The 16,875-nt window shown below is 64.0% G+C and carries 21 protein-coding genes; 9 read left to right on the top strand and 12 right to left on the bottom strand.

Features of this window, described 5'->3' with window-relative positions; translation table 11 throughout:
- The first annotated feature begins 197 nt into the window (after window positions 1-197).
- Genes nikR through fsa form a run of 4 tightly spaced genes read left to right on the top strand, consistent with a single transcriptional unit; the run spans window position 198 to window position 2,127 of the window.
- The gene (nikR, locus tag AC6CDK_RS15360) at window positions 198-617 is read left to right on the top strand and encodes a nickel-responsive transcriptional regulator NikR (protein WP_010943609.1); all 420 of its coding nucleotides are present in this window, start codon (window positions 198-200) and stop codon (window positions 615-617) included.
- A gap of 60 nt (window positions 618-677) precedes the next feature.
- A complete protein-coding gene (folK, locus tag AC6CDK_RS15355) occupies window positions 678-1,169 on the top strand; it encodes a 2-amino-4-hydroxy-6-hydroxymethyldihydropteridine diphosphokinase (RefSeq protein ID WP_039646680.1) in 492 nt (163 codons plus the stop codon).
- Window positions 1,170-1,187: 18 nt separating this feature from the next.
- Window positions 1,188-1,439 (top strand): eL24 family ribosomal protein, encoded by a 252-nt coding sequence (locus AC6CDK_RS15350; protein WP_192905382.1) that lies wholly within the window; start codon window positions 1,188-1,190, stop codon window positions 1,437-1,439.
- 43 nt (window positions 1,440-1,482) lie between these two features.
- Complete coding sequence (gene fsa, locus AC6CDK_RS15345) at window positions 1,483-2,127, top strand: fructose-6-phosphate aldolase (protein WP_039646678.1); 645 nt, start codon at window positions 1,483-1,485, stop codon at window positions 2,125-2,127.
- 85 nt (window positions 2,128-2,212) lie between these two features.
- On the opposite strand, the gene AC6CDK_RS15340 is transcribed toward fsa, so the two are convergent.
- Window positions 2,213-2,809: a DedA family protein gene (locus AC6CDK_RS15340; RefSeq protein WP_039646676.1), complete on the bottom strand. Its 597-nt coding sequence runs from the start codon at window positions 2,807-2,809 to the stop codon at window positions 2,213-2,215.
- Window positions 2,810-2,898: 89 nt separating this feature from the next.
- Here AC6CDK_RS15340 and AC6CDK_RS15335 point away from each other — a divergent pair, with 89 nt between their 5' ends.
- The 4 genes from AC6CDK_RS15335 (at window position 2,899) to AC6CDK_RS15320 (ending at window position 7,124) form a co-directional block, all read left to right on the top strand.
- Window positions 2,899-4,551, top strand: coding sequence for a putative manganese-dependent inorganic diphosphatase (locus AC6CDK_RS15335; protein WP_039646674.1), 1,653 nt, complete (start codon window positions 2,899-2,901; stop codon window positions 4,549-4,551).
- Window positions 4,548-6,365 carry a bifunctional homocysteine S-methyltransferase/methylenetetrahydrofolate reductase gene (locus AC6CDK_RS15330; protein ID WP_192905345.1) on the top strand — a complete coding sequence of 606 codons (1,818 nt, stop codon included), beginning with the start codon at window positions 4,548-4,550 and terminating at the stop codon, window positions 6,363-6,365. The genes AC6CDK_RS15335 and AC6CDK_RS15330 overlap by 4 nt, the downstream gene beginning before the upstream one ends.
- Window positions 6,366-6,383: 18 nt before the next feature.
- Window positions 6,384-6,797, top strand: coding sequence for a hypothetical protein (locus tag AC6CDK_RS15325; RefSeq protein WP_192905344.1), 414 nt, complete (start codon window positions 6,384-6,386; stop codon window positions 6,795-6,797).
- Window positions 6,798-6,878: 81 nt separating this feature from the next.
- Window positions 6,879-7,124 carry a YtxH domain-containing protein gene (locus AC6CDK_RS15320; RefSeq protein ID WP_039646668.1) on the top strand — a complete coding sequence of 82 codons (246 nt, stop codon included), beginning with the start codon at window positions 6,879-6,881 and terminating at the stop codon, window positions 7,122-7,124.
- Between the two features lie 127 nt (window positions 7,125-7,251).
- On the opposite strand, the gene AC6CDK_RS15315 is transcribed toward AC6CDK_RS15320, so the two are convergent.
- From AC6CDK_RS15315 to AC6CDK_RS15300, 4 genes are all read right to left on the bottom strand, one after another.
- On the bottom strand, window positions 7,252-7,542 hold the full coding sequence (locus AC6CDK_RS15315) for a Dabb family protein (RefSeq protein ID WP_039646666.1): 291 nt from the start codon (window positions 7,540-7,542) through the stop codon (window positions 7,252-7,254).
- 40 nt (window positions 7,543-7,582) lie between these two features.
- Window positions 7,583-8,536, bottom strand: a complete 954-nt coding sequence (locus AC6CDK_RS15310; protein ID WP_039646663.1) for a sensor domain-containing diguanylate cyclase — start codon at window positions 8,534-8,536, stop codon at window positions 7,583-7,585.
- A 182-nt stretch (window positions 8,537-8,718) separates the two neighbouring features.
- A complete protein-coding gene (locus AC6CDK_RS15305) occupies window positions 8,719-8,979 on the bottom strand; it encodes a hypothetical protein (RefSeq protein ID WP_192905343.1) in 261 nt (86 codons plus the stop codon).
- A 196-nt stretch (window positions 8,980-9,175) separates the two neighbouring features.
- On the bottom strand, window positions 9,176-9,667 hold the full coding sequence (locus AC6CDK_RS15300) for a ferritin-like domain-containing protein (protein ID WP_192905342.1): 492 nt from the start codon (window positions 9,665-9,667) through the stop codon (window positions 9,176-9,178).
- Between the two features lie 390 nt (window positions 9,668-10,057).
- Here AC6CDK_RS15300 and AC6CDK_RS15295 point away from each other — a divergent pair, with 390 nt between their 5' ends.
- Complete coding sequence (locus tag AC6CDK_RS15295) at window positions 10,058-10,621, top strand: TOBE domain-containing protein (protein ID WP_226048307.1); 564 nt, start codon at window positions 10,058-10,060, stop codon at window positions 10,619-10,621.
- A gap of 304 nt (window positions 10,622-10,925) precedes the next feature.
- Here AC6CDK_RS15295 and AC6CDK_RS15290 read toward each other — a convergent pair whose 3' ends face one another.
- From AC6CDK_RS15290 to AC6CDK_RS15260, 7 genes are all read right to left on the bottom strand, one after another.
- Window positions 10,926-11,582: a cation efflux transmembrane domain-containing protein gene (locus tag AC6CDK_RS15290; protein ID WP_039646657.1), complete on the bottom strand. Its 657-nt coding sequence runs from the start codon at window positions 11,580-11,582 to the stop codon at window positions 10,926-10,928.
- Window positions 11,583-11,585: 3 nt separating this feature from the next.
- Window positions 11,586-12,323, bottom strand: coding sequence for a DUF5714 domain-containing protein (locus AC6CDK_RS15285; RefSeq protein WP_039646655.1), 738 nt, complete (start codon window positions 12,321-12,323; stop codon window positions 11,586-11,588).
- Complete coding sequence (gene arsB, locus AC6CDK_RS15280; protein ID WP_066357972.1) at window positions 12,320-13,363, bottom strand: ACR3 family arsenite efflux transporter; 1,044 nt, start codon at window positions 13,361-13,363, stop codon at window positions 12,320-12,322. The genes AC6CDK_RS15285 and arsB overlap by 4 nt, the downstream gene beginning before the upstream one ends.
- Window positions 13,356-13,778, bottom strand: coding sequence for an arsenate reductase ArsC (locus tag AC6CDK_RS15275; protein WP_039646651.1), 423 nt, complete (start codon window positions 13,776-13,778; stop codon window positions 13,356-13,358). The genes arsB and AC6CDK_RS15275 overlap by 8 nt, the downstream gene beginning before the upstream one ends.
- Before the next feature lie 55 nt (window positions 13,779-13,833).
- Window positions 13,834-14,175, bottom strand: a complete 342-nt coding sequence (locus AC6CDK_RS15270; RefSeq protein WP_039646649.1) for an ArsR/SmtB family transcription factor — start codon at window positions 14,173-14,175, stop codon at window positions 13,834-13,836.
- A 50-nt stretch (window positions 14,176-14,225) separates the two neighbouring features.
- Window positions 14,226-15,533, bottom strand: a complete 1,308-nt coding sequence (locus AC6CDK_RS15265; protein WP_192905341.1) for an ABC transporter ATP-binding protein — start codon at window positions 15,531-15,533, stop codon at window positions 14,226-14,228.
- 9 nt (window positions 15,534-15,542) lie between these two features.
- Window positions 15,543-16,875, bottom strand: a 1,333-nt coding sequence (locus AC6CDK_RS15260; RefSeq protein WP_496639902.1) for an ABC transporter permease, incomplete at its 5' end; no start/stop codon positions are given.

The raw sequence follows: 16,875 nt of genomic DNA, 5'->3' as shown, positions 1-16,875 counted from the left end.
TACCGTGGGCCGCTTCCCCGCCGTGCCGCCGGAACTCGGCGGCGAAGAGCTCACCTTCGAGGTGCCGATCACTTTCCGGCTCACGGGTGAGTGACCGGGCATCCACTAGGGCGGTTTTCTGTTTATCTCCCGTTGAAAGTGGTCTATCATCGCAACCGCTTTTGTGCTGTTCGCATACCCGCACCGGGAGTGTTTCTATGGGAGAGACCATCAGATTCGGCGTATCCATCGACGAGAAGCTGCTGGAGAGCTTTGACGGGCTCATCGAGGAGAAGGGGTACATGAACCGCTCCGAGGCGATCCGCGACCTGATCCGCGCGGCATTGGTGGAGCTGAAGTGGGAGGTGGGGGACGAGGAGACCGTGGGCACGGTGACGCTTGTCTACGATCACCATGTCCGCGACCTTTCCGACAAGTTGACCGAACAGCAGCACGCCCACCACGACAAGGTCATCTCGGCCCTCCACGTCCACCTGGACGCCCACAACTGCCTGGAGGTCCTGGTGGTGCGCGGCAAGGCCCGGGAGGTTAAGAAGATCGCCGACGAGCTCATCGGCGTGAAGGGGGTCAAGCATGGCAAGCTGGTCATGACCACCACCGGCGAGGAGTTGCACTGACCCTTTCCGGATGGCGGCTCATGGATTGCAAAAATATCCCTGTTATGCTCTAATCGTCCGGTGGAATCCAACGTCTTCATAGCCCTCGGTTCGAACATGGGGGACCGGGAGCTGAACCTGCTGCGCGCGGTTGCCGAGATCGGCAACCTGCCGGAAACCCGGATAACCGCCCTTTCCGGCTTCTATGAAACCGAGCCGGTGGGGCCGGTGCCGGAACAGCCCGACTTCCTCAACGCGGTCCTGCGAATCGAAACCTCGCTCACCCCTCACCGGCTCCTCGAAGAACTCCAGCGGATCGAAACCGGCCTGTTCGGCAGGCGCCGGGAGGTGCCCCAGGGGCCGCGTTCAATGGATCTGGATATCCTCCTCTACGGGAGCCTGGCCGTTGCCGCCGAAGGGCTCGCCATCCCCCATCCCCGGCTCCATCAGCGGGGCTTCGTGCTGGTCCCCCTGGCGGAGATTGCGCCTGATATGATTCACCCCGTGCTGGAGACGCCGGTGCGGGAGCTGCTCGCGTCCCTGCCGCCGGGGGAGCGCGTCACCAAAATCTAGGAGATCAGAGTGGGACTCATGCGTCTGCTCGTCTGGGCCGTCCTCATCTATGTGGGATACAAAATCGTCAAGGGCTTCATCTCCGACAGGAAAAAGGACGAGCCCGCGCCGCCGCCCGAGCCGGTTCGGGAGGAGACCTACCAGGACCCGGTCTGCGGCGTCTATGTGACCGAGGAGGATGCCGTCATCGGCCGTCACGAGGGGGAGCGACTCCACTTCTGCTCCATGGAGTGTCTGGAAAAGTACCGGCAGCAGCTCGAAAGCAAGTAATCGTCGCCATGGCGCCATCAATAATCAACCGGAGGTTTGCAGCATGAAATTTTTCATCGACACCGCTGACGTGAAGGAAATCCGCCAGGCCCATGACCTGGGTCTCGTGGACGGGGTTACCACCAATCCGTCGCTCATTGCCAAGTCCGGCCGCAAGTTCGAGGACGTCATCAAGGAGATCGCCGGGATCGTCGACGGCCCCATATCCGCGGAAGTGGTTTCTCTGGATGCCGACGGCATGATCAGGGAGGCCGGAGAGCTGGCCAAGATCCACAAGAACATCGTCATCAAGCTCCCCATGACCCCCGAGGGGCTCAAGGCGTGTGCCGCCCTTACCCGCGAGGGGATCAAGACCAACGTCACCCTCATCTTCACCCCCATGCAGGCCCTGCTCGCCGCCAAGGCCGGCGCTACCTACGTCTCCCCCTTCGTGGGCCGCCTGGACGACATCTCCCAGGACGGCATGGGGATCATCGACGACATCAAGACCATCTTCGACAACTACGGCTACCAGTCCGAGATCATCGTGGCCAGCGTCCGCAACCCCGTTCACGTCCTGAACGCGGCCCTCATCGGTGCGGACATCGCCACCATTCCCTACTCGGTCATGCTCCAGCTCGCCAAGCACCCCCTCACCGACGCCGGCATCGAGCGGTTCCTGAAGGACTGGGAAAGCGTGCCCAAGTAAACGCGGCAGTGTGCTGTGCACCATGCAAAAAGCCCCGGCAACGTTGTCCGTCGCCGGGGCTTTTCATTTACAGCGGCCGATGCGCTCACTTCTTTCGCCGGTGCCTCCACACATACACCGCCACCAGCCCCGCGCTGAAGATCACCACGCCGATGAGGGCCTGGTGGGAATACTCCATGATCAGGTCGCGGTTCTCGCCGATGACGTAGCCGATCCAGGCGAGGATGGTGCACCAGATGAAGGCTCCCAGCAGGGTGTAGAGGGTGAACGTGCCGTGGTGCATCCCGGCCAGGCCCGCGGGGAGGGAAATGAGGTGTCGGACCACCGGCAGCAGGCGCCCGATGAAGGTTGAAATCTCCCCGTGCTTGTGGAAGAATGACTCGACCCGGGCGAATTTCTCCTCGGTAATCCAGACATATTTCCCGTACTTGAGCAGGAGCGGCCGTCCCAGGTAGTGGGCGGCGAAGTAGTTGGCATAGGCCCCGGCAAGGCTCCCCACGGTTCCCAGGAAGATGGCGAGCCAGATGTTCATCTCCCCCTGCTGGGCGAGATAGCCGGCCGGGGGCATGACCAGTTCGCTGGGCACCGGGAAGACCGAACTCTCCATGGCCATGAGGATGAAGATGCCCGGGTAGCCCATGGCGCCGATGGTGGCGACGAGCCAGTCGATGGCTTGATGCATGGCGGTCGAACCTCGTGTCGCTGGAGTGTGGAAGCACACCTCTATACCACGGAAACGGTGCTGGAGCCACAAAAAGAGCAGGAGCGGCAATGAAGAAGCAGGTTTACGTGATCGGGCACCGCAATCCCGATACCGATTCCATCGCGTCGGCCATCGCCTACGCCGAATTCAAACAGAAGCAGGGGGTGGCGAACGTGGCCGCTGCCATGGCCGGCCAGCCGAACCCCCAGACCCGCTATATCCTGGAACGGCTCGGCATCGAGCCGCCGGTCTATCTGGCCGACGTCAACCCCAAGGTGCGCGACGTGCTGAACCGCCGCCCGGTCACCGCCCGGCCGGAAGTGGCGCTCAGGGATGCTCTGGGGCTCTTCCACCGCCATGGGATTCGTATCTTGCCCGTGGTTGATGCGGAGGGGACCCCGGTGGGGATGGTCTCGCTCCTGCGGTTGTCGGAAAAGCACCTGGTGGCCGGCACCGACCGCAGGCGCGGCGTCGACACCTCCCTCGGCTCCCTTGCCGCCTGCCTCGACGGGATCTTTCTCGCGGGTGGACCGGCCGACGAGGTGGAGCACCTGCACCTGTTCATCGGCGCCATGCTGGAAGAATCCTTTTCCAGCCGCATCGAGGGGTATGACCCGGCAACGCTCCTGATCATGACCGGCGACCGGCGGAGTATCCACCAGGCCGCCATCGAGCGGGGTGTGCGCCTGCTGGTGGTGACCGGCGGGCTCCCCATTGCCGACGAGCTGGTGGCCCGTGCCCGGGAGAAGGGGGTGGTCGTCCTTTCAACCCCCCATGATACCGCCACCGCCGCCTGGCTGGCACGGCTCGCCTCTCCTCTCTCCCTGTTCATGGAGCCCGGCTTCGAACGGATCGGCGTGGCCGAGCCCCTGGAGCACCTGCGGCTCAAGCTCCTCCATAGCCAGGAGCCGGCCGTCATCGCGGTGGAGGAGGACGGCACCATCGCCGGCGTGGCCACCAAGTCGTCCCTGCTGGCGCCGGTTCCCTATGCCCTGATCCTCGTGGATCACAACGAGCTGACCCAGGCGGTGCCCGGCGCCGAAACGGTGGAGATCCTGGAGGTCATCGACCATCACAAGCTCGGCAATCCGCCCACCAATCAACCCATCACCTTCATGGCGGCGCCGGTGGGGAGCACCTGCACCGTGGTTGCCTCCCTCTACCGGGAGGCCGGGATCGAGCCGGGCGAGCGGACCGCGGCCCTGCTGCTGGCCGGCATCCTCACGGATACGGTGATCCTCAAATCGCCCACCAGCACCGTCCGGGACCGTGAGATGATCGCCTGGCTGGAGGAGCGGTCCGGCCTGGATCACCTGGCCTTTGGCAAGGAGATCTTCTCCGCCTGCGGCGGATTTGCCTCCCATGGTACGCCGGAGCAGGCCCTGCGCTCCGATTTCAAGCAGTTCACCGCCGGCGGCATGCAGTTCGGCGTGGGACAGGTGGAAGTGGTGGGCTTCGACGAGTTTTTCGAACTGAAGGATGCCCTGCGCGATTGCCTTCGGCGGGTGAAGGCGGCTGACCGCCTCGACCTGGCCGGCCTCATGGTGACCGACATCTATACCGAAACCACGCTGTTCCTGGCCGAGGGGAAGAACGAGATCGCCCACGTGATGGGGTATCCCCAGGTGGAGCCCCACCTCTATGAGCTGAAAGGGGTCATGTCCCGCAAGAAGCAGATGGTTCCCCACCTGCTCGGGGTGCTCGGGAAGGTGCAGGCATGACCTTTCTCGAACGCCTGCACGACGAGGTCCTCATCGGCGACGGCGCCATCGGCACCATGCTCTATGCCAAGGGGGTATCCCTCGACGCCAACGTGGAGCACCTGAACCTGGTGCGCCCGTCGCTGGTGCTGGAACTCCACCGGGAGTACCTGGCGGCCGGGGCCCGCGTCATCGAAACCAATACCTTCGGCGCCAACTGGACCCGGCTCGCGGCCATCGGGCTCGACAAGAAGGAGCGTGAGATCAACCTCCGGGGCGCCCGGTTGGCCCGGGAAGCCGCCCAGGGCACCGATGCCTTCGTGGCCGGCTCCGTGGGGCCCCTGGTCCGGGTGAAGGGGGACGAACGGGAGCTTTCCGCCCAAGAGACCGTTGATATCTTCCGGAGGCAGACCCATGCCCTGGCCGAGGGGGAGGTGGATCTCCTGATCCTGGAGACCTTCACCGATCTGGCGCAGATGAGGCACGCCCTGACCGCGGCCCGGGAAACGGGGCTGCCGGTGGTGGCCAACATGGCGTTCCTGGAAAACGGGAGACTCGCCGGCGGGATCGAGGTGGAGCGGGTAGCCTTGGAGCTGACTGCCGCCGGTGCCTGCGTGGTGGGCGCCAACTGCGGTGCCGGGCCATTGGAAATCCTCGGCACCATCCAGCGGATGGGCCGGGTGACGGAGCTTCCCCTGGCGGCCTATGCCAACAGCGGATTTCCCGAATATGTGAACGGCCGCCATGTCTACCGGACCACCCCCGATTACTTCGCGGACCGGGCCGTGGAGATGGTCGGGGCGGGTGCGGCCCTGGTGGGAGGATGCTGCGGAACCACGCCGGAGCATGTGCGGCGTCTGGCGGGACGGCTGGCCGGGCTGCGGCCCGTGGCGCGCACGGTTGCCGTGCCCGCCCTGCCGAAAGAGGCGCGCCGGGCCGAGTCCCGGGACGATGCCGGCTTCCTGGCCCGTTGGGGACGTGAGCCCATTGTCACCGTGGAGCTGGATCCGCCCAAGGGGCTCGACTGCGCGAAGATCATCGAGGGGAGCAGGGCGCTCCGGGAGGCTGGGGCGGATGCAATCAACATCGCCGAGAACCCGCTTGCCCGGATCCGGATGGGTAACATCGCCCTGGGGAGCCTCATTCAGCGGGAGGCGGGAATCGACGTCATTGTTCACGTGACCTGCCGGGACCGCAATCTGCTGGGGCTCCAGTCGGACCTCATGGGGGCGAGCCTGCTGGGGATCCGCCACGTGCTGGCCGTCACCGGCGATCCCGCCCGCATCGGCGAACAGGCCGGGGCCACATCGGTGTACGATCTGAATTCCTTCGGCCTCATCAAGCTGCTGGCCGACCTGAACGCCGGCGTGAACGCCCTGGGTTCGCCCATCGGCGGGGGGACGGGGTTCGTCATCGGCGCCGCCTTCAATCCCAACAGCCCCCGGATGGAGGTCCAGGTGGAGCGCTTGGCCAGGAAGGTGGCCAACGGCGCCCGCTTCGTCCAGACCCAGCCCCTCTATGACGTGGCGCGGCTGGAGGAGATGGCGGAACGGACGGCGCACCTGGGTGTTCCCATCCTGCCCGGGATCCTGCCGCTGGTGAGCGAGCGCAACTGTGAATTCCTCCATAACGAGGTGCCGGGCATCGTGATCCCCGAAGAAATCCGGCACCGGATGCGGGGCAAGGAAAAAGAGGACGGGGTGCGGGAAGGCCTCGCCATCGCCCGGGAGTTCATTGATGCGGTGCGGGACCGGGTGGGCGGGTTCTATCTCATTCCCCCCTTCGGCAAATACGGTATTGCCGTGGAGTTGACGCGGTACATCAAGGGGACCTGATCCCCCGCGAGGCTGCCCATGAACGTTCGTCGAACCCTGTCGCTTCTCCTCCTGGCCCTTGTCCTGGCCGGCTGCCGCAACCCCTACCTCATTGCCCAGCGCTTCGAGGACAGCTCCCGGGAGCACAACCGCCTCATGCGCTGGCAGGGCCTCGAACAGTCATGCGTCATCTTTGCCGGAGACCAGGTGAAGGATGCCTGCCTGGAGCGGGCCAGGGCGGCCAAGGATGTGTCCGTGGCCGACTACCGGGTGACGAGCACGGAGCTCGACGTGGACAAGGGGACAGCCACGGTCAGGGTCGAGGTTGATTATTTCATCCTTCCCTCAACCCGTCTCAAGACCCTGGTGGACGAGCAGCAGTGGCGCTATGTGGAGGACGGGGAGAAGGGAAATCGATGGTTCCTGGCGACTCCGCCCCCCGAATTCAGGTAGGGTGAGCATCGGATGGTTTTATTGTCGGGCGTTCTGTGCTATGTATAGAGAAACATCCAATCAACCACAAGGAGCGACAGCATGGCAGATTGCAAACACACGGAAACCGCGGCTATCCTCGCCTTCTTCGCCGGCGCCGCTCTTGCGGCCGGGGCGGCTCTCCTGCTGACCCCCAAGACCGGTCGCGAGGTGCGTGAAAAACTTGGTGACGTTACCGACGACGCGGTGTGCAAGCTCCGGTCGGCCGTCCGCGAGGCGAAATACAAGGTTGCCCCCAAGTCCACGGACGACACCGGCGAATACGAAGGCGGCGGTTGCTGGATCTGATCCCGCACGATCTCCCGGCCCCAGGGTACGAAAAAGCCCCGCAGCGCGCTGTCCATGAACGGACGCGCTGCGGGGCTTTTTTTGTCGAATGGTGCTCTGCCGGCAGCCAATGCGGCAGGGTGTACAGCTACGACTCGTAGTCCACGGCCACGATGGAGGAGCAGACCGACTTCATGTGCGGCACAACTTCTCCGGCATGGTACGGGTCGATCTGGTAGGCCTGAAGATCCGCCAGGGAGTCGAAACGGGTCACGAGGGCCAGATCATAGGACCGTTCGGACCGAATCACGTCAACCCCCACTTCCAGGTGTCTGAGCAGGGAGATTTTGCCCCGCATGCTCTCCAGCTTTTCGCGGGTGGCTGCCATGGTGGGGGCGGTGGGGTCGGCCAGCTTGAAAAATACGATATGCGTTATCATGGGGTTCCCCTTTCCGGTTGGTGGTGAACGGATGTCTGCGTCAGGGTGATGCGGGCGCGGGCAGGGCGGCCGATGCTTCCGGCATCTCCTCGCCGAAGTCGATGCTCACACGGTTGCGGCCTGCCTGCTTGCTCCGGTACATGAGCGTGTCGGCCCGTTGCACCAGAGATTCGACCGTGTCATCCAGGTGGGACATGGTGGCACCCACGGAGACCGTGACCCGGAGTTGCCGGTCGTCCAGGCGGAAGCTCGACTGTTCGACCAGGTGCCGGAACCGGTCCGCGATGCGCGGCATCTGCCGGCGCGAGATGTTGGCGAGCACGGCAATGAACTCCTCGCCCCCCCAGCGGCCCACCACGTCGAAGGAGCGGGCGCTGTTCACCAGGGTCTTGGCCACCATCTTGAGCACCCGGTCGCCGGTGTCGTGGCCGTGGGTATCGTTGATTTCCTTGAAGTGATCCACGTCCAGGAAGAGGATGCCGAAGTGCCAGCCGTAGCGCCGCATTTCCTCCAGGCGTGAGTTGAGGCTCATTTCCACGTAGCGCCGGTTGGCGATGGTGGTAAGAGGGTCGCAGAGGGCGAGGCGCTGGAGGTTCTCCAACTGTTGGCGCAGGGCATGGCGCGGTGAGTGGTCGCCGGTCACCTCCACGGCCACCACCATCTGGCCGTCGGTATCCTGAATGGGGGCCACCCTGAGGCAGACCGGTACCAGGTGGCCGTCCTTGTGGTGGAGAAAGCTTTCCTCGTCCCGTTTTCGGCCGTCGGTGATGGTCTTTTCGATGGGGCACGCATCCGAGCAGATGCCGTTGCCGTTGGAATCGAGGTGGAGAAAGATGTCATGGCAGTTTCGGCCGATGACTTCCTTCTCCCCATAGCCCGTCAGCATCTGCGCACCCTTGTTCCAGTAGGTGATCCGCCGCTGCTCGTCCACAAAATAGATGCCGTCGTAGAGATTGTCGAGGACCTTCTTGTAGAAGCTGTCATTGTTGGGCATGGGTACTCCGCATCCCGCTCGCCGGTGACATACCGCATGATGGCGGAATCTAAAAAACGCCTAACACTATCACAATCGTATGCGTATTGCCAGTGCGGATGACGTGCCGCGAGCCGGAGGGGGGCACGTCATCTCCCGCCCGTGGCGTCCGGGCGGGAGATGACGGATGGTCGAGGGGGGTGTCAGGTGCCGGCGTTGCCGGCTTCGGTGACGGATGAGTGGTTCGGGCTTACCGCCTCTTCGTCGATGATGGAGGCGAAGCGGATGATGCCCGGAATAAGCTTGGTGGCAACCACAAAGGAGGCGAACCCCAGGAGTGCTCCCGCGAGCATGCCCGGTTCCTCGGGTTCCGGCGGCATGGGGGCCGCCGCATGGGCCAGGACGGAGAGAACGACAAGCAGCGCCAGAAGCATGACGGCAAAGGTTAAACCAACTACTTTCATTGCTTCCTCCTTTCAGGAGAGGCGTCCGACCGCTGTTGTCCCGCTGGTGATGCCAGCGAATGAACCGGGGCCGGCGAACCTCTCGCAGAAAAAACACGCGTCACCCTCGCGCCGACCATTCCCTGGCTCTCCGCGTTGCCGCGGTGGCGTAAGCCCGACCCCCGAGGTCAGCGGCAGGGAAAGGACCTGGTGGCGGTTACATCTCCTGCAGATTGCTGAATTCGCCCCAGCAGAGCTGCCACCGGGGCGCGGCGACAAAGTCGTGGATACTCTCTACCGTATCGTAGTACCGGCGTTCTTCCGCGGCTATCTCCCGCAGGAGCGCCCGGGCCTCCTCGTCGCGCTCCTGCTCGGCCAGCTCTTCACAGAAGCGGACAACGGCCGCTTCCACCTGCATGGCGTGCTCATAGGCTGCCAGGTCTGTCTTGAGCAGGTCAAGGAGAGCGCCATCGGGAGCGAATATCCTGGCAAAAGCTTCCCGGGCCCGCTCCAGGGCACGGGAGTCCGCGTTGCAGTGGACCGACGCCCCCCGTTTCATGGCCAGGAAGGTGTCGTAGAGCTCCTGTTGCGCTTCCGCAAGCATGGTAAAGACGGTTCGTACGCCGTTGATGCTCGCTTCGTTGGCCAAGCGCCAAAAGTAGTCTTTTCCCATCTCCTCCATCTCCAGGGCAAAATCAATGACTTTCATTCCTTCCTCCTCTTTTGCCGTCGGCGGGATTGGTGAGACAACTTTCATGGTAGCACCGTAGATTCCGTTTACAATATGTATATTTTTTTCATACCTTATTTTTGTGGAGTACCCTGTGAAGCCGCAGTCCTGCCGTGCAATCAGGCAGGCTCGGCTGTCGCGCGGGGGGCAATGTTCCGTGATTGAGGGATGTTGCGGTGCGGATGAGTGTGCGGCATGAAACCTGCTGAAAAGCGCCGACAGACCGGAAGTCGGCGCGACGCGCCGGCTCCGGCGGGACGATTGCCGCCACGAATGGTTCTGCTCTGTTGACGAGGCTCGGCCGGGCATGTCCGAACCTTGAACGCCCCGCACTTTACAGGCGGGATTTCGGCTGTATGTTTGATCAGTATGGATGCTGCCCGTCCGGTTACCGAGCTCATCGAGCAGTTCAGCATCATCCAGGGGGAGCATCGCAGATTTCTCGACGCCATTTCGGAGCGGCTCGTCAACGGCGACAGCCTCTACACATTCCTGAGGAGGATAGCCATGAAAGTAAGTGCACGGAACGTATTGCTCGGCACGGTCAGCGGGATCACCAGAGGGGCAGTCAATGCCGAAGTCTCCCTCGCGCTCAAGGGAGGCCCCCCCATTGCCGCGGTGGTGACCAACGCCAGCATCGACAGCCTGGGGCTTGCCGTGGGCAAGGAAGCCTACGCAATCGTCAAGGCCAGTTCGATCATCATCGGCACGGACCTGCACGGCGCCACGGTAAGCGCCCGCAATATCATGTGCGGCACCATCGTCAAGGTGATCGAGGGGCCGGTCAGCACCGAAGTGGACGTGGAGATCGGCGCCGGCAACACCCTAAGCGCCGTCATCACCCACGAAAGCGCCGTGCGGCTCGGCCTCAGGGAAGGGGGGCACGCCTGCGCCCTCTTCAAGGCATCGAGCGTGATCCTCGGCGTCAACTGACGGAGACTTCGCTATGAAGGGGGCACGGGCACCGGTCTGCTCAAAGAGCGTGCAATTCCCCTTTTGGAGAGCCTGTCGCTCTGTCATGAAGAGAACCCGGCCCCTGGCCTTCTGCTGCACTCTGTTCCTGGCTGTCGCCGCCCAGCCGCCCTGTTCATTTCCTCGAACATGGGTGGACTAGTCTCCAGAATCGCAAGCCCATTGACGAGGCGAGCCGTTGCGCTTCTGCGCATGACACCATGGAATCGGGAGCGAGGTCGCGCGGCCATCAAGGCATCGGCGTTCCGCCGGCTGGGATAGGGGATCACCCGTTGCTGCCGCAGGTGCAGGAGCATGCCATGCCGGCGGCCTTGCCGAAGGCTTCCCGTCCCTCCCGGCAAGAGAGCCAGGCGATGGCCAGGGAGCCGAGGGAGTCGAGCCAGCCGATGCCGGTCAGCTCATAACCGGCGCTGGCAGCCAGAAGGACCGCCGACAGCAGCAGACAGGCCCGGCTGCAGGCGGCGTCTGCCAGGATGGCCGGAGAGTTGAGTGCCCTGCCCACGTTCGTCTTGTGGTGGAGCAGCAGCCACATGAACGAAATGGATACCAGCGACACCACGATCCCCCAGACAGTGGTCTCGGGGCGGTGGCCGCCATAGAGGCTGAGTCCCGCCGTTGCCACGAGGCCCGCGGCCAGGAGATAAAAGGCACCACCCGTGATTCGCAGCGCCCGCCGTTCGAAGGCGTCCCGGTCTTCCGTCCCTCCCTGCCGCGCCCGTTGCACCATGTGCCAGATTCCCACCCCCGAGATCACCTCCACAAAGGAGTCGAGCCCGAACCCGAAGAGGGAGAGGGTCTCGTCCGCCGCGCCGAACCCGACCGACACGATTCCCTCCACGATGTTGTAGCTGATGGTGATGAGGGCCAGGAGCGCCGCTTTGTCGTAAAGCTTCCGGAGCCGGAGGGATGTCTCGCGGGTCATGGGTTATCCTCTCGCGCCCGATAGGCGTTCCCTGCGTGGGAAAAAGGGGCAGCCGGACAGCAGGCACTCGGTGTTGCGGTCCGAAAAGGAGCAGGCCGGCCGGGAGCCTTCGGGCAATCCGGCATCAAGGTGCCGGTTGAGGAAATCCCGTCCCGTCATGAGGGCGAGGAACGTATCGCGTTTGCAGCAGCGGGGACCGCCTGCTTCACCGATTGCCGTAAGGCAGGCAGCCGTCATCAGGTTGGCAAGCCGCCATCCTTCCTTGGCAAGCGGCGTCGCTCCCGTGAGGACGCTGCAGGCGATCCCGGCTCCCATGGCTGCGCCGCAGGTGCCGTGGAAGCCGCAAAACCCGCCTTTGACATCCTCGGCCCGCTTTCGGGCAATCGCCAGTCTTTCCGCCTTTCGTTCGTCCCCGTGCACCGCACAGTAGGCAGTTATCAGAACGGCCGGAACCAGGAAATGGTGCTCAGGTCCGTGCATTTTCAAGGAGGGGTGTTTCATCAGTGCCCCGGCGAGACCGATGACGTCGGTATCGCCGGAGACCAGGCATGATCGCTCGATGAAATCCAGTGCCGGCAGGCCATGGCACCGGTCACAGACGAAGTGTCCCCGGCTGCAGTGCGCATGGGAAGAGACAGCGGTGCCGCAGAGGGCGCAGGAGAGGTGTTGAGGTTGTTCTGCGTAGACGAGGTCGGCGCCGCAGAGCAGGCATCCCGTGGCGTGAACGGCAGATGTGTTCATGCAAACACCTTCCGTTGGAACCAGAACGCCACGTTCACCAGCCCGATCATGACCGGTACCTCCACCAATGGCCCGATGACCGCGGCAAAAGCCGCCCCCGAGTTGAGGCCGAAGACCGCAACCGCAACGGCGATGGCCAGCTCGAAGTTGTTGCTGGCCGCCGTGAAGGCGAGTGTCGTGGTCTTCGAGTAGTCGGCACCGAGCCTTTTCCCCATCCAGAATGAGACGAGGAACATGACAATGAAGTAGATGAGGAGCGGCATGGCGATCCGTACCACGTCCAGGGGCAGTTGGACGATGAGGTTACCCTTGAGGCTGAACATGACCACGATGGTGAAGAGGAGCGCGATGAGAGTGATGGGGCCGATGCGCGGCACTACCTCCTGGTGGTAGCGCTCTTTGCCCATAACCTTCACGCCGATGAGGCGGGTCAGCGCCCCGGCGAAGCACGGAATCCCCAGGTAGATGAAGACGCTCTCCGCGATCTGGCCGATGCTCACTTCCACAAGGCTCCCCGACAGGCCGAAGAGGGGGGGGAGCACTGTGATGAAGACCCAGGCGTAGACGCTGTAGAAGAGGACCTGGAAAATGCTGTTGAAGGCCACGAGCCCGGCGGCATACTCGGTGTTTCCTTTGGCCAGTTCGTTCCAGACGATGACCATGGCGATACAGCGGGCCAGGCCGATCATGATCAGCCCCACCATGTATTCGGGCCTGTCGGGCAGAAATACGATGGCCAGGGCAAACATGAGAACGGGGCCGATGAGCCAGTTCTGGACCAACGACAGGCCGAGGATCTTTTTGTTCCTGAAGACCTCGGGCATCTCCTCGTATTTCACCTTGGCGAAGGGGGGGTACATCATGAGGATGAGGCCGGCGGCGATGGGGAGGTTGGTGGTCCCCACCTGGAACCGGTTGATGAACTGCTCCACGCCGGGGACAAGCCAGCCGACCCCCACGCCCAGGGCCATGGCGGCAAAGATCCACACGGTGAGCCACCGGTCGAGGAAGGAGAGCCTGCGGGAGACATGCTCACTCATGGTCGCCTCCGTTCAAGAGGGTGATCACTCTGCGCCGCATCTCGTCCCGCACCCGGCGATACACGTCCATGATCTCCTCGTCCGTGCCCGTCGCCCGGGAGGGGTCGTCGAACCCCAGGTGCTCCCGCCGGACTCCGCCGACGAAGATGGGACAGGTATCGGCAGCCTCGCCGCACAGGGTGATGACCCGGTCGAAGGTCTGGCCGTCGAGCTCGGTGAGATTTTTTGAGCGCTGGCCGGAGATGTCGATCCCCAATTCGGCCATGGTCCTGGTCGCCCGGGGATTGACCGAGGTTGCGATTGTTCCGGCGGAGCAGGCCTCCCACCGGTCGCTGAGGAAGTAGTTCACCAGCCCCTCGGCCATCTGGGATCGGTTGGCGTTATGGGTGCAGAGAAAGAGGACCCGCTGTTTCATTGAATCTCCTGGATAGTGGATATCCGGATAGGCGAATGGTTTGTCGCAAAAAAAATCAGGCGCAGCGATTTCCCTGACCAAATCCGACGAGACGATCATGGTCGGCCCGGGCAACCGGGTCCGAGGGAAGATGGCGCGTCAGGATGGCCTGCAGTTCCCGGCGCTGGGGCGAGTCGGGCGCTACAAGGGAATAGTACACCCACACCCCTTCCCGGCGGTCGTCGACCCAGCCGGCGTTTTTGAGCTGGGCCAGGTGTCTCGATACGGTGGATTGGGGGAGTTCCAGCGCCGCCATGAGATCGCAGACGCAGAGCTTCTCTTCGGCCAGAAGGAGCGCCAGGATCCGGAGACGGGTTTCATCGGCAAGGGACTTGAATAAACGGGCCGCCTGTTTCATGAGGTGAGTGTATCCGGATAAGCGGATGTAGTCAAGGTGTTAGTTGTGACTTACTGCCCCTCTTCGATGGGATTCTCCAGGCTCAGAACCCCTGCGCTCTCGTCGTAGGCAAAGATCTCCGCGTTGCGTCCCCACTCGATGACGACCCGCAGTACCCGCTGGGCCTCGTCTTCGCTCAGGAAATCCTCCAGTTCCCGGAGGAAACGTTCCTCCGGCGCCCGGTTGCCGGGGCGCTCGTCCAGCACCCGGCGAATGTGGGCCGCCAGGGGCACCCGGCGCACCAGGTGCTCGGCAAAGATCTCCTTTTGCCGGAGGATGTCGGCCTCCGCAAAGCTCCGGCCCGACGGGGTGAGCTCCACGTCGCCGGCTTCCACCCGGGCGAAGCCCAGGATCTCCAGGGCCTCCAGGAGGGGGAAGAGGTGATCGACGCCGAGCCCCTGATCATCGGCGATTTCAGGGAGGTCGGCCCGTCCCCGGTAGGGTTCCCGGGCCAGGGCGTCGATGAGGCCCGTCAGGCGGGAGACGGACGCATCGGGGAGGCGGTGACCGATGGTGACCCCCTCGGGGCGTACGGCACCGCGCGGCTGTTCGGTCATGAGGGCGTAGACGTCGTCCACAAGCTTGCGGAACTGGGGCGCTTCCCGGTCCCGGGGGTGGGGGAGGGGAATCGGGACATCTGCCACGAGCCGGCCGGGATTGGTCCCCAGGATGACGATCCGGTCGGCCAGAAGGACCGATTCCTCGATGTTGTGGGAGACGAGGATGATGCCGCGGGTGGGAATTCTCCGCTCGATCCAGAGTTCGATCAGGTCGGTCCGGAGGGTTTCTGCGGTGAGGACGTCCAGGGCCGAGAACGGCTCATCCATGAGGAGGAGGTCCGGCTCCACCACCAGGGCCCGGGCAAAGCCGACCCGCTGCCGCATGCCGCCGGAGAGTTCTTTGGGAAAGGCCGACTCGAAACCGTCCAGGCCAATGAGGTCGATGGCCTCCAGGGCCCGGCGGCGGCGCTCCGCTGCCGGCACCCTGCGGGCCCGCAGGCCCAGCTCCACGTTGTCCAGGACCGTGAGCCACGGCATGAGGGCGAAGGTCTGGAAGACCATGGCCACCCCTTCCACGGGGCCGGTGACCGGGCTGCCGCCGTAGCTGACGGTGCCGCCGCCGGGGGGGATGAGTCCGGCAATGATCCGGAGAAGAGTCGACTTGCCCGACCCCGACCGCCCCAGCAGCGCAACGATCTCCCCTTCGCGGACGGTGAGGGTCACTCCGTCGAGGACCAGGTGCTCGTCCCCTTCGGTCTTGCGATACGATTGCCGGATGCCGTCGAGCCGCAGCAACTCGGTTGAAACGGGTCGGGTCATGGCGGGTTCCTAGTCGAGGCGGTACCTGGTCTGGGCCAGGAGGTAGAGCCTGCGCCAGAAGAACCGGTTCAGGCAGACGACATACATGCTCATCACGGCGATACCCAGGACGATGTGGGGATAGTCGCCCTGTTCCGTCCAGCGGGCAATGGCCGAGCCGAGGCCGGTGGCGGTAAGGGTGGTGGGACCCCAGCTTACCACCTCGGCGACGATGCTTGCGTTCCAGGTTCCCCCCGACGCAGTGACGAGTCCCGTGACCAGGGAGGGGAAGATGCCGGGAAGGAGGAGTCGCCGCCACAGCTCCCACCCCGACAACCCCAGGTTGGCGGCTGCCTCCCGCAGATCGTTGGGGATGGCCGAAGCTCCCGCAATAACGTTGAAGAGGATGTACCACTGGGTGCCGAGGATCATGAGGGGAGCGGTCCATATCTCCGGGTTGAGGCGGAAGCGCACGATCAGGACCACTGCCGCGGGAAAGAGGAGGTTCGCGGGAAAGGCGGCCAGAAACTGGGCCACCGGCTGGACGCGCGTTGTCCACCGGGGATTGAGGCCGATTGTTACCCCGATGGGGACCCAGAGCAGCGAGGCCAGGATCAGAAGGGCCGCAACCCGTGCCATGGTTGCCAGGCCGAGGCCGAAGACGGAGAGGACCTCGCCGAAGGGGATCACACTCACGAAGCGCGCCAGCTTCCAGAGTGCCCAGAGGGCCACCGCTGCGAACGCCGCGTTCCAGGCCAGGTCCATGATGCGCGCCGCAGGTCGCCCGCGATGCCGATGCTCGCCGGTGCGAGGTCTCCGTTTCCGGGGAAGGCGTTCGGTGAGCAGTTCAGGGAGGGCGCCGGCCAGGCTCAGTGCCCGGCCCAGAAACCGTGTCCGGGCAAAGAGGGTGAGGACCCACGACTCCGGCGCGAGGCGCGCCTGGGAGAGTTCCACCCGGAATTTTTCGGCCCATGCCACGAGGGGGCGGAAAAAGAGCTGGTCATACAGGAGGATTACCGCAAGCATGGTTGCCAGTGCCCAGGCGATGGCCCCCATGTCCTGCCGGTGAATGGCAAGGGCCACGTAGGAGCCGATTCCGGGGAGGGTGACGGCGGTCTTGCCCACGGTGATCGCCTCGGAGGCCACCACGAAGAACCATCCCCCCGAAACGGACATCATGATGTTCCAGACCAGCGGCGGCACCGCGAACGGGGCCTCCACCCGCCAGAACCGCTGCCAGCCGGAGAGGCCGAAGAGGGTGGCCGCTTCGCCCAGATCCCGGGGGATGGTCTTCAGGGACTGGTAGAAGCTGAAGGCCATGTTCCACGCCTGGGACGTGAAGATGGCGAAGATGGAGGCTGCC

This window comes from Geobacter sp. PheSNFMC, from assembly GCF_059620965.1.
This window is presented reverse-complemented; position numbering and strand designations above follow the sequence as displayed.

Bases quoted from the DNA above. Each gene is read 5' to 3' on its own strand.
- nikR (WP_010943609.1), top strand. From the start codon at position 198: ATGGGAGAGACCATCAGATTCGGCGTATCCATCGACGAGAAGCTGCTG.
- AC6CDK_RS15350 (WP_192905382.1), top strand. From the start codon at position 1,188: ATGCGTCTGCTCGTCTGGGCCGTCCTCATCTATGTGGGATACAAAATC.
- fsa (WP_039646678.1), top strand. From the start codon at position 1,483: ATGAAATTTTTCATCGACACCGCTGACGTGAAGGAAATCCGCCAGGCC.
- AC6CDK_RS15340 (WP_039646676.1), bottom strand. From the start codon at position 2,809: ATGCATCAAGCCATCGACTGGCTCGTCGCCACCATCGGCGCCATGGGC.
- AC6CDK_RS15335 (WP_039646674.1), top strand. From the start codon at position 2,899: ATGAAGAAGCAGGTTTACGTGATCGGGCACCGCAATCCCGATACCGAT.
- AC6CDK_RS15330 (WP_192905345.1), top strand. From the start codon at position 4,548: ATGACCTTTCTCGAACGCCTGCACGACGAGGTCCTCATCGGCGACGGC.
- AC6CDK_RS15325 (WP_192905344.1), top strand. From the start codon at position 6,384: ATGAACGTTCGTCGAACCCTGTCGCTTCTCCTCCTGGCCCTTGTCCTG.
- AC6CDK_RS15320 (WP_039646668.1), top strand. From the start codon at position 6,879: ATGGCAGATTGCAAACACACGGAAACCGCGGCTATCCTCGCCTTCTTC.
- AC6CDK_RS15315 (WP_039646666.1), bottom strand. From the start codon at position 7,542: ATGATAACGCATATCGTATTTTTCAAGCTGGCCGACCCCACCGCCCCC.
- AC6CDK_RS15310 (WP_039646663.1), bottom strand. From the start codon at position 8,536: ATGCCCAACAATGACAGCTTCTACAAGAAGGTCCTCGACAATCTCTAC.
- AC6CDK_RS15305 (WP_192905343.1), bottom strand. From the start codon at position 8,979: ATGAAAGTAGTTGGTTTAACCTTTGCCGTCATGCTTCTGGCGCTGCTT.
- AC6CDK_RS15300 (WP_192905342.1), bottom strand. From the start codon at position 9,667: ATGAAAGTCATTGATTTTGCCCTGGAGATGGAGGAGATGGGAAAAGAC.
- AC6CDK_RS15295 (WP_226048307.1), top strand. From the start codon at position 10,058: ATGGATGCTGCCCGTCCGGTTACCGAGCTCATCGAGCAGTTCAGCATC.
- AC6CDK_RS15290 (WP_039646657.1), bottom strand. From the start codon at position 11,582: ATGACCCGCGAGACATCCCTCCGGCTCCGGAAGCTTTACGACAAAGCG.
- AC6CDK_RS15285 (WP_039646655.1), bottom strand. From the start codon at position 12,323: ATGAACACATCTGCCGTTCACGCCACGGGATGCCTGCTCTGCGGCGCC.
- arsB (WP_066357972.1), bottom strand. From the start codon at position 13,363: ATGAGTGAGCATGTCTCCCGCAGGCTCTCCTTCCTCGACCGGTGGCTC.
- AC6CDK_RS15275 (WP_039646651.1), bottom strand. From the start codon at position 13,778: ATGAAACAGCGGGTCCTCTTTCTCTGCACCCATAACGCCAACCGATCC.
- AC6CDK_RS15270 (WP_039646649.1), bottom strand. From the start codon at position 14,175: ATGAAACAGGCGGCCCGTTTATTCAAGTCCCTTGCCGATGAAACCCGT.
- AC6CDK_RS15265 (WP_192905341.1), bottom strand. From the start codon at position 15,533: ATGACCCGACCCGTTTCAACCGAGTTGCTGCGGCTCGACGGCATCCGG.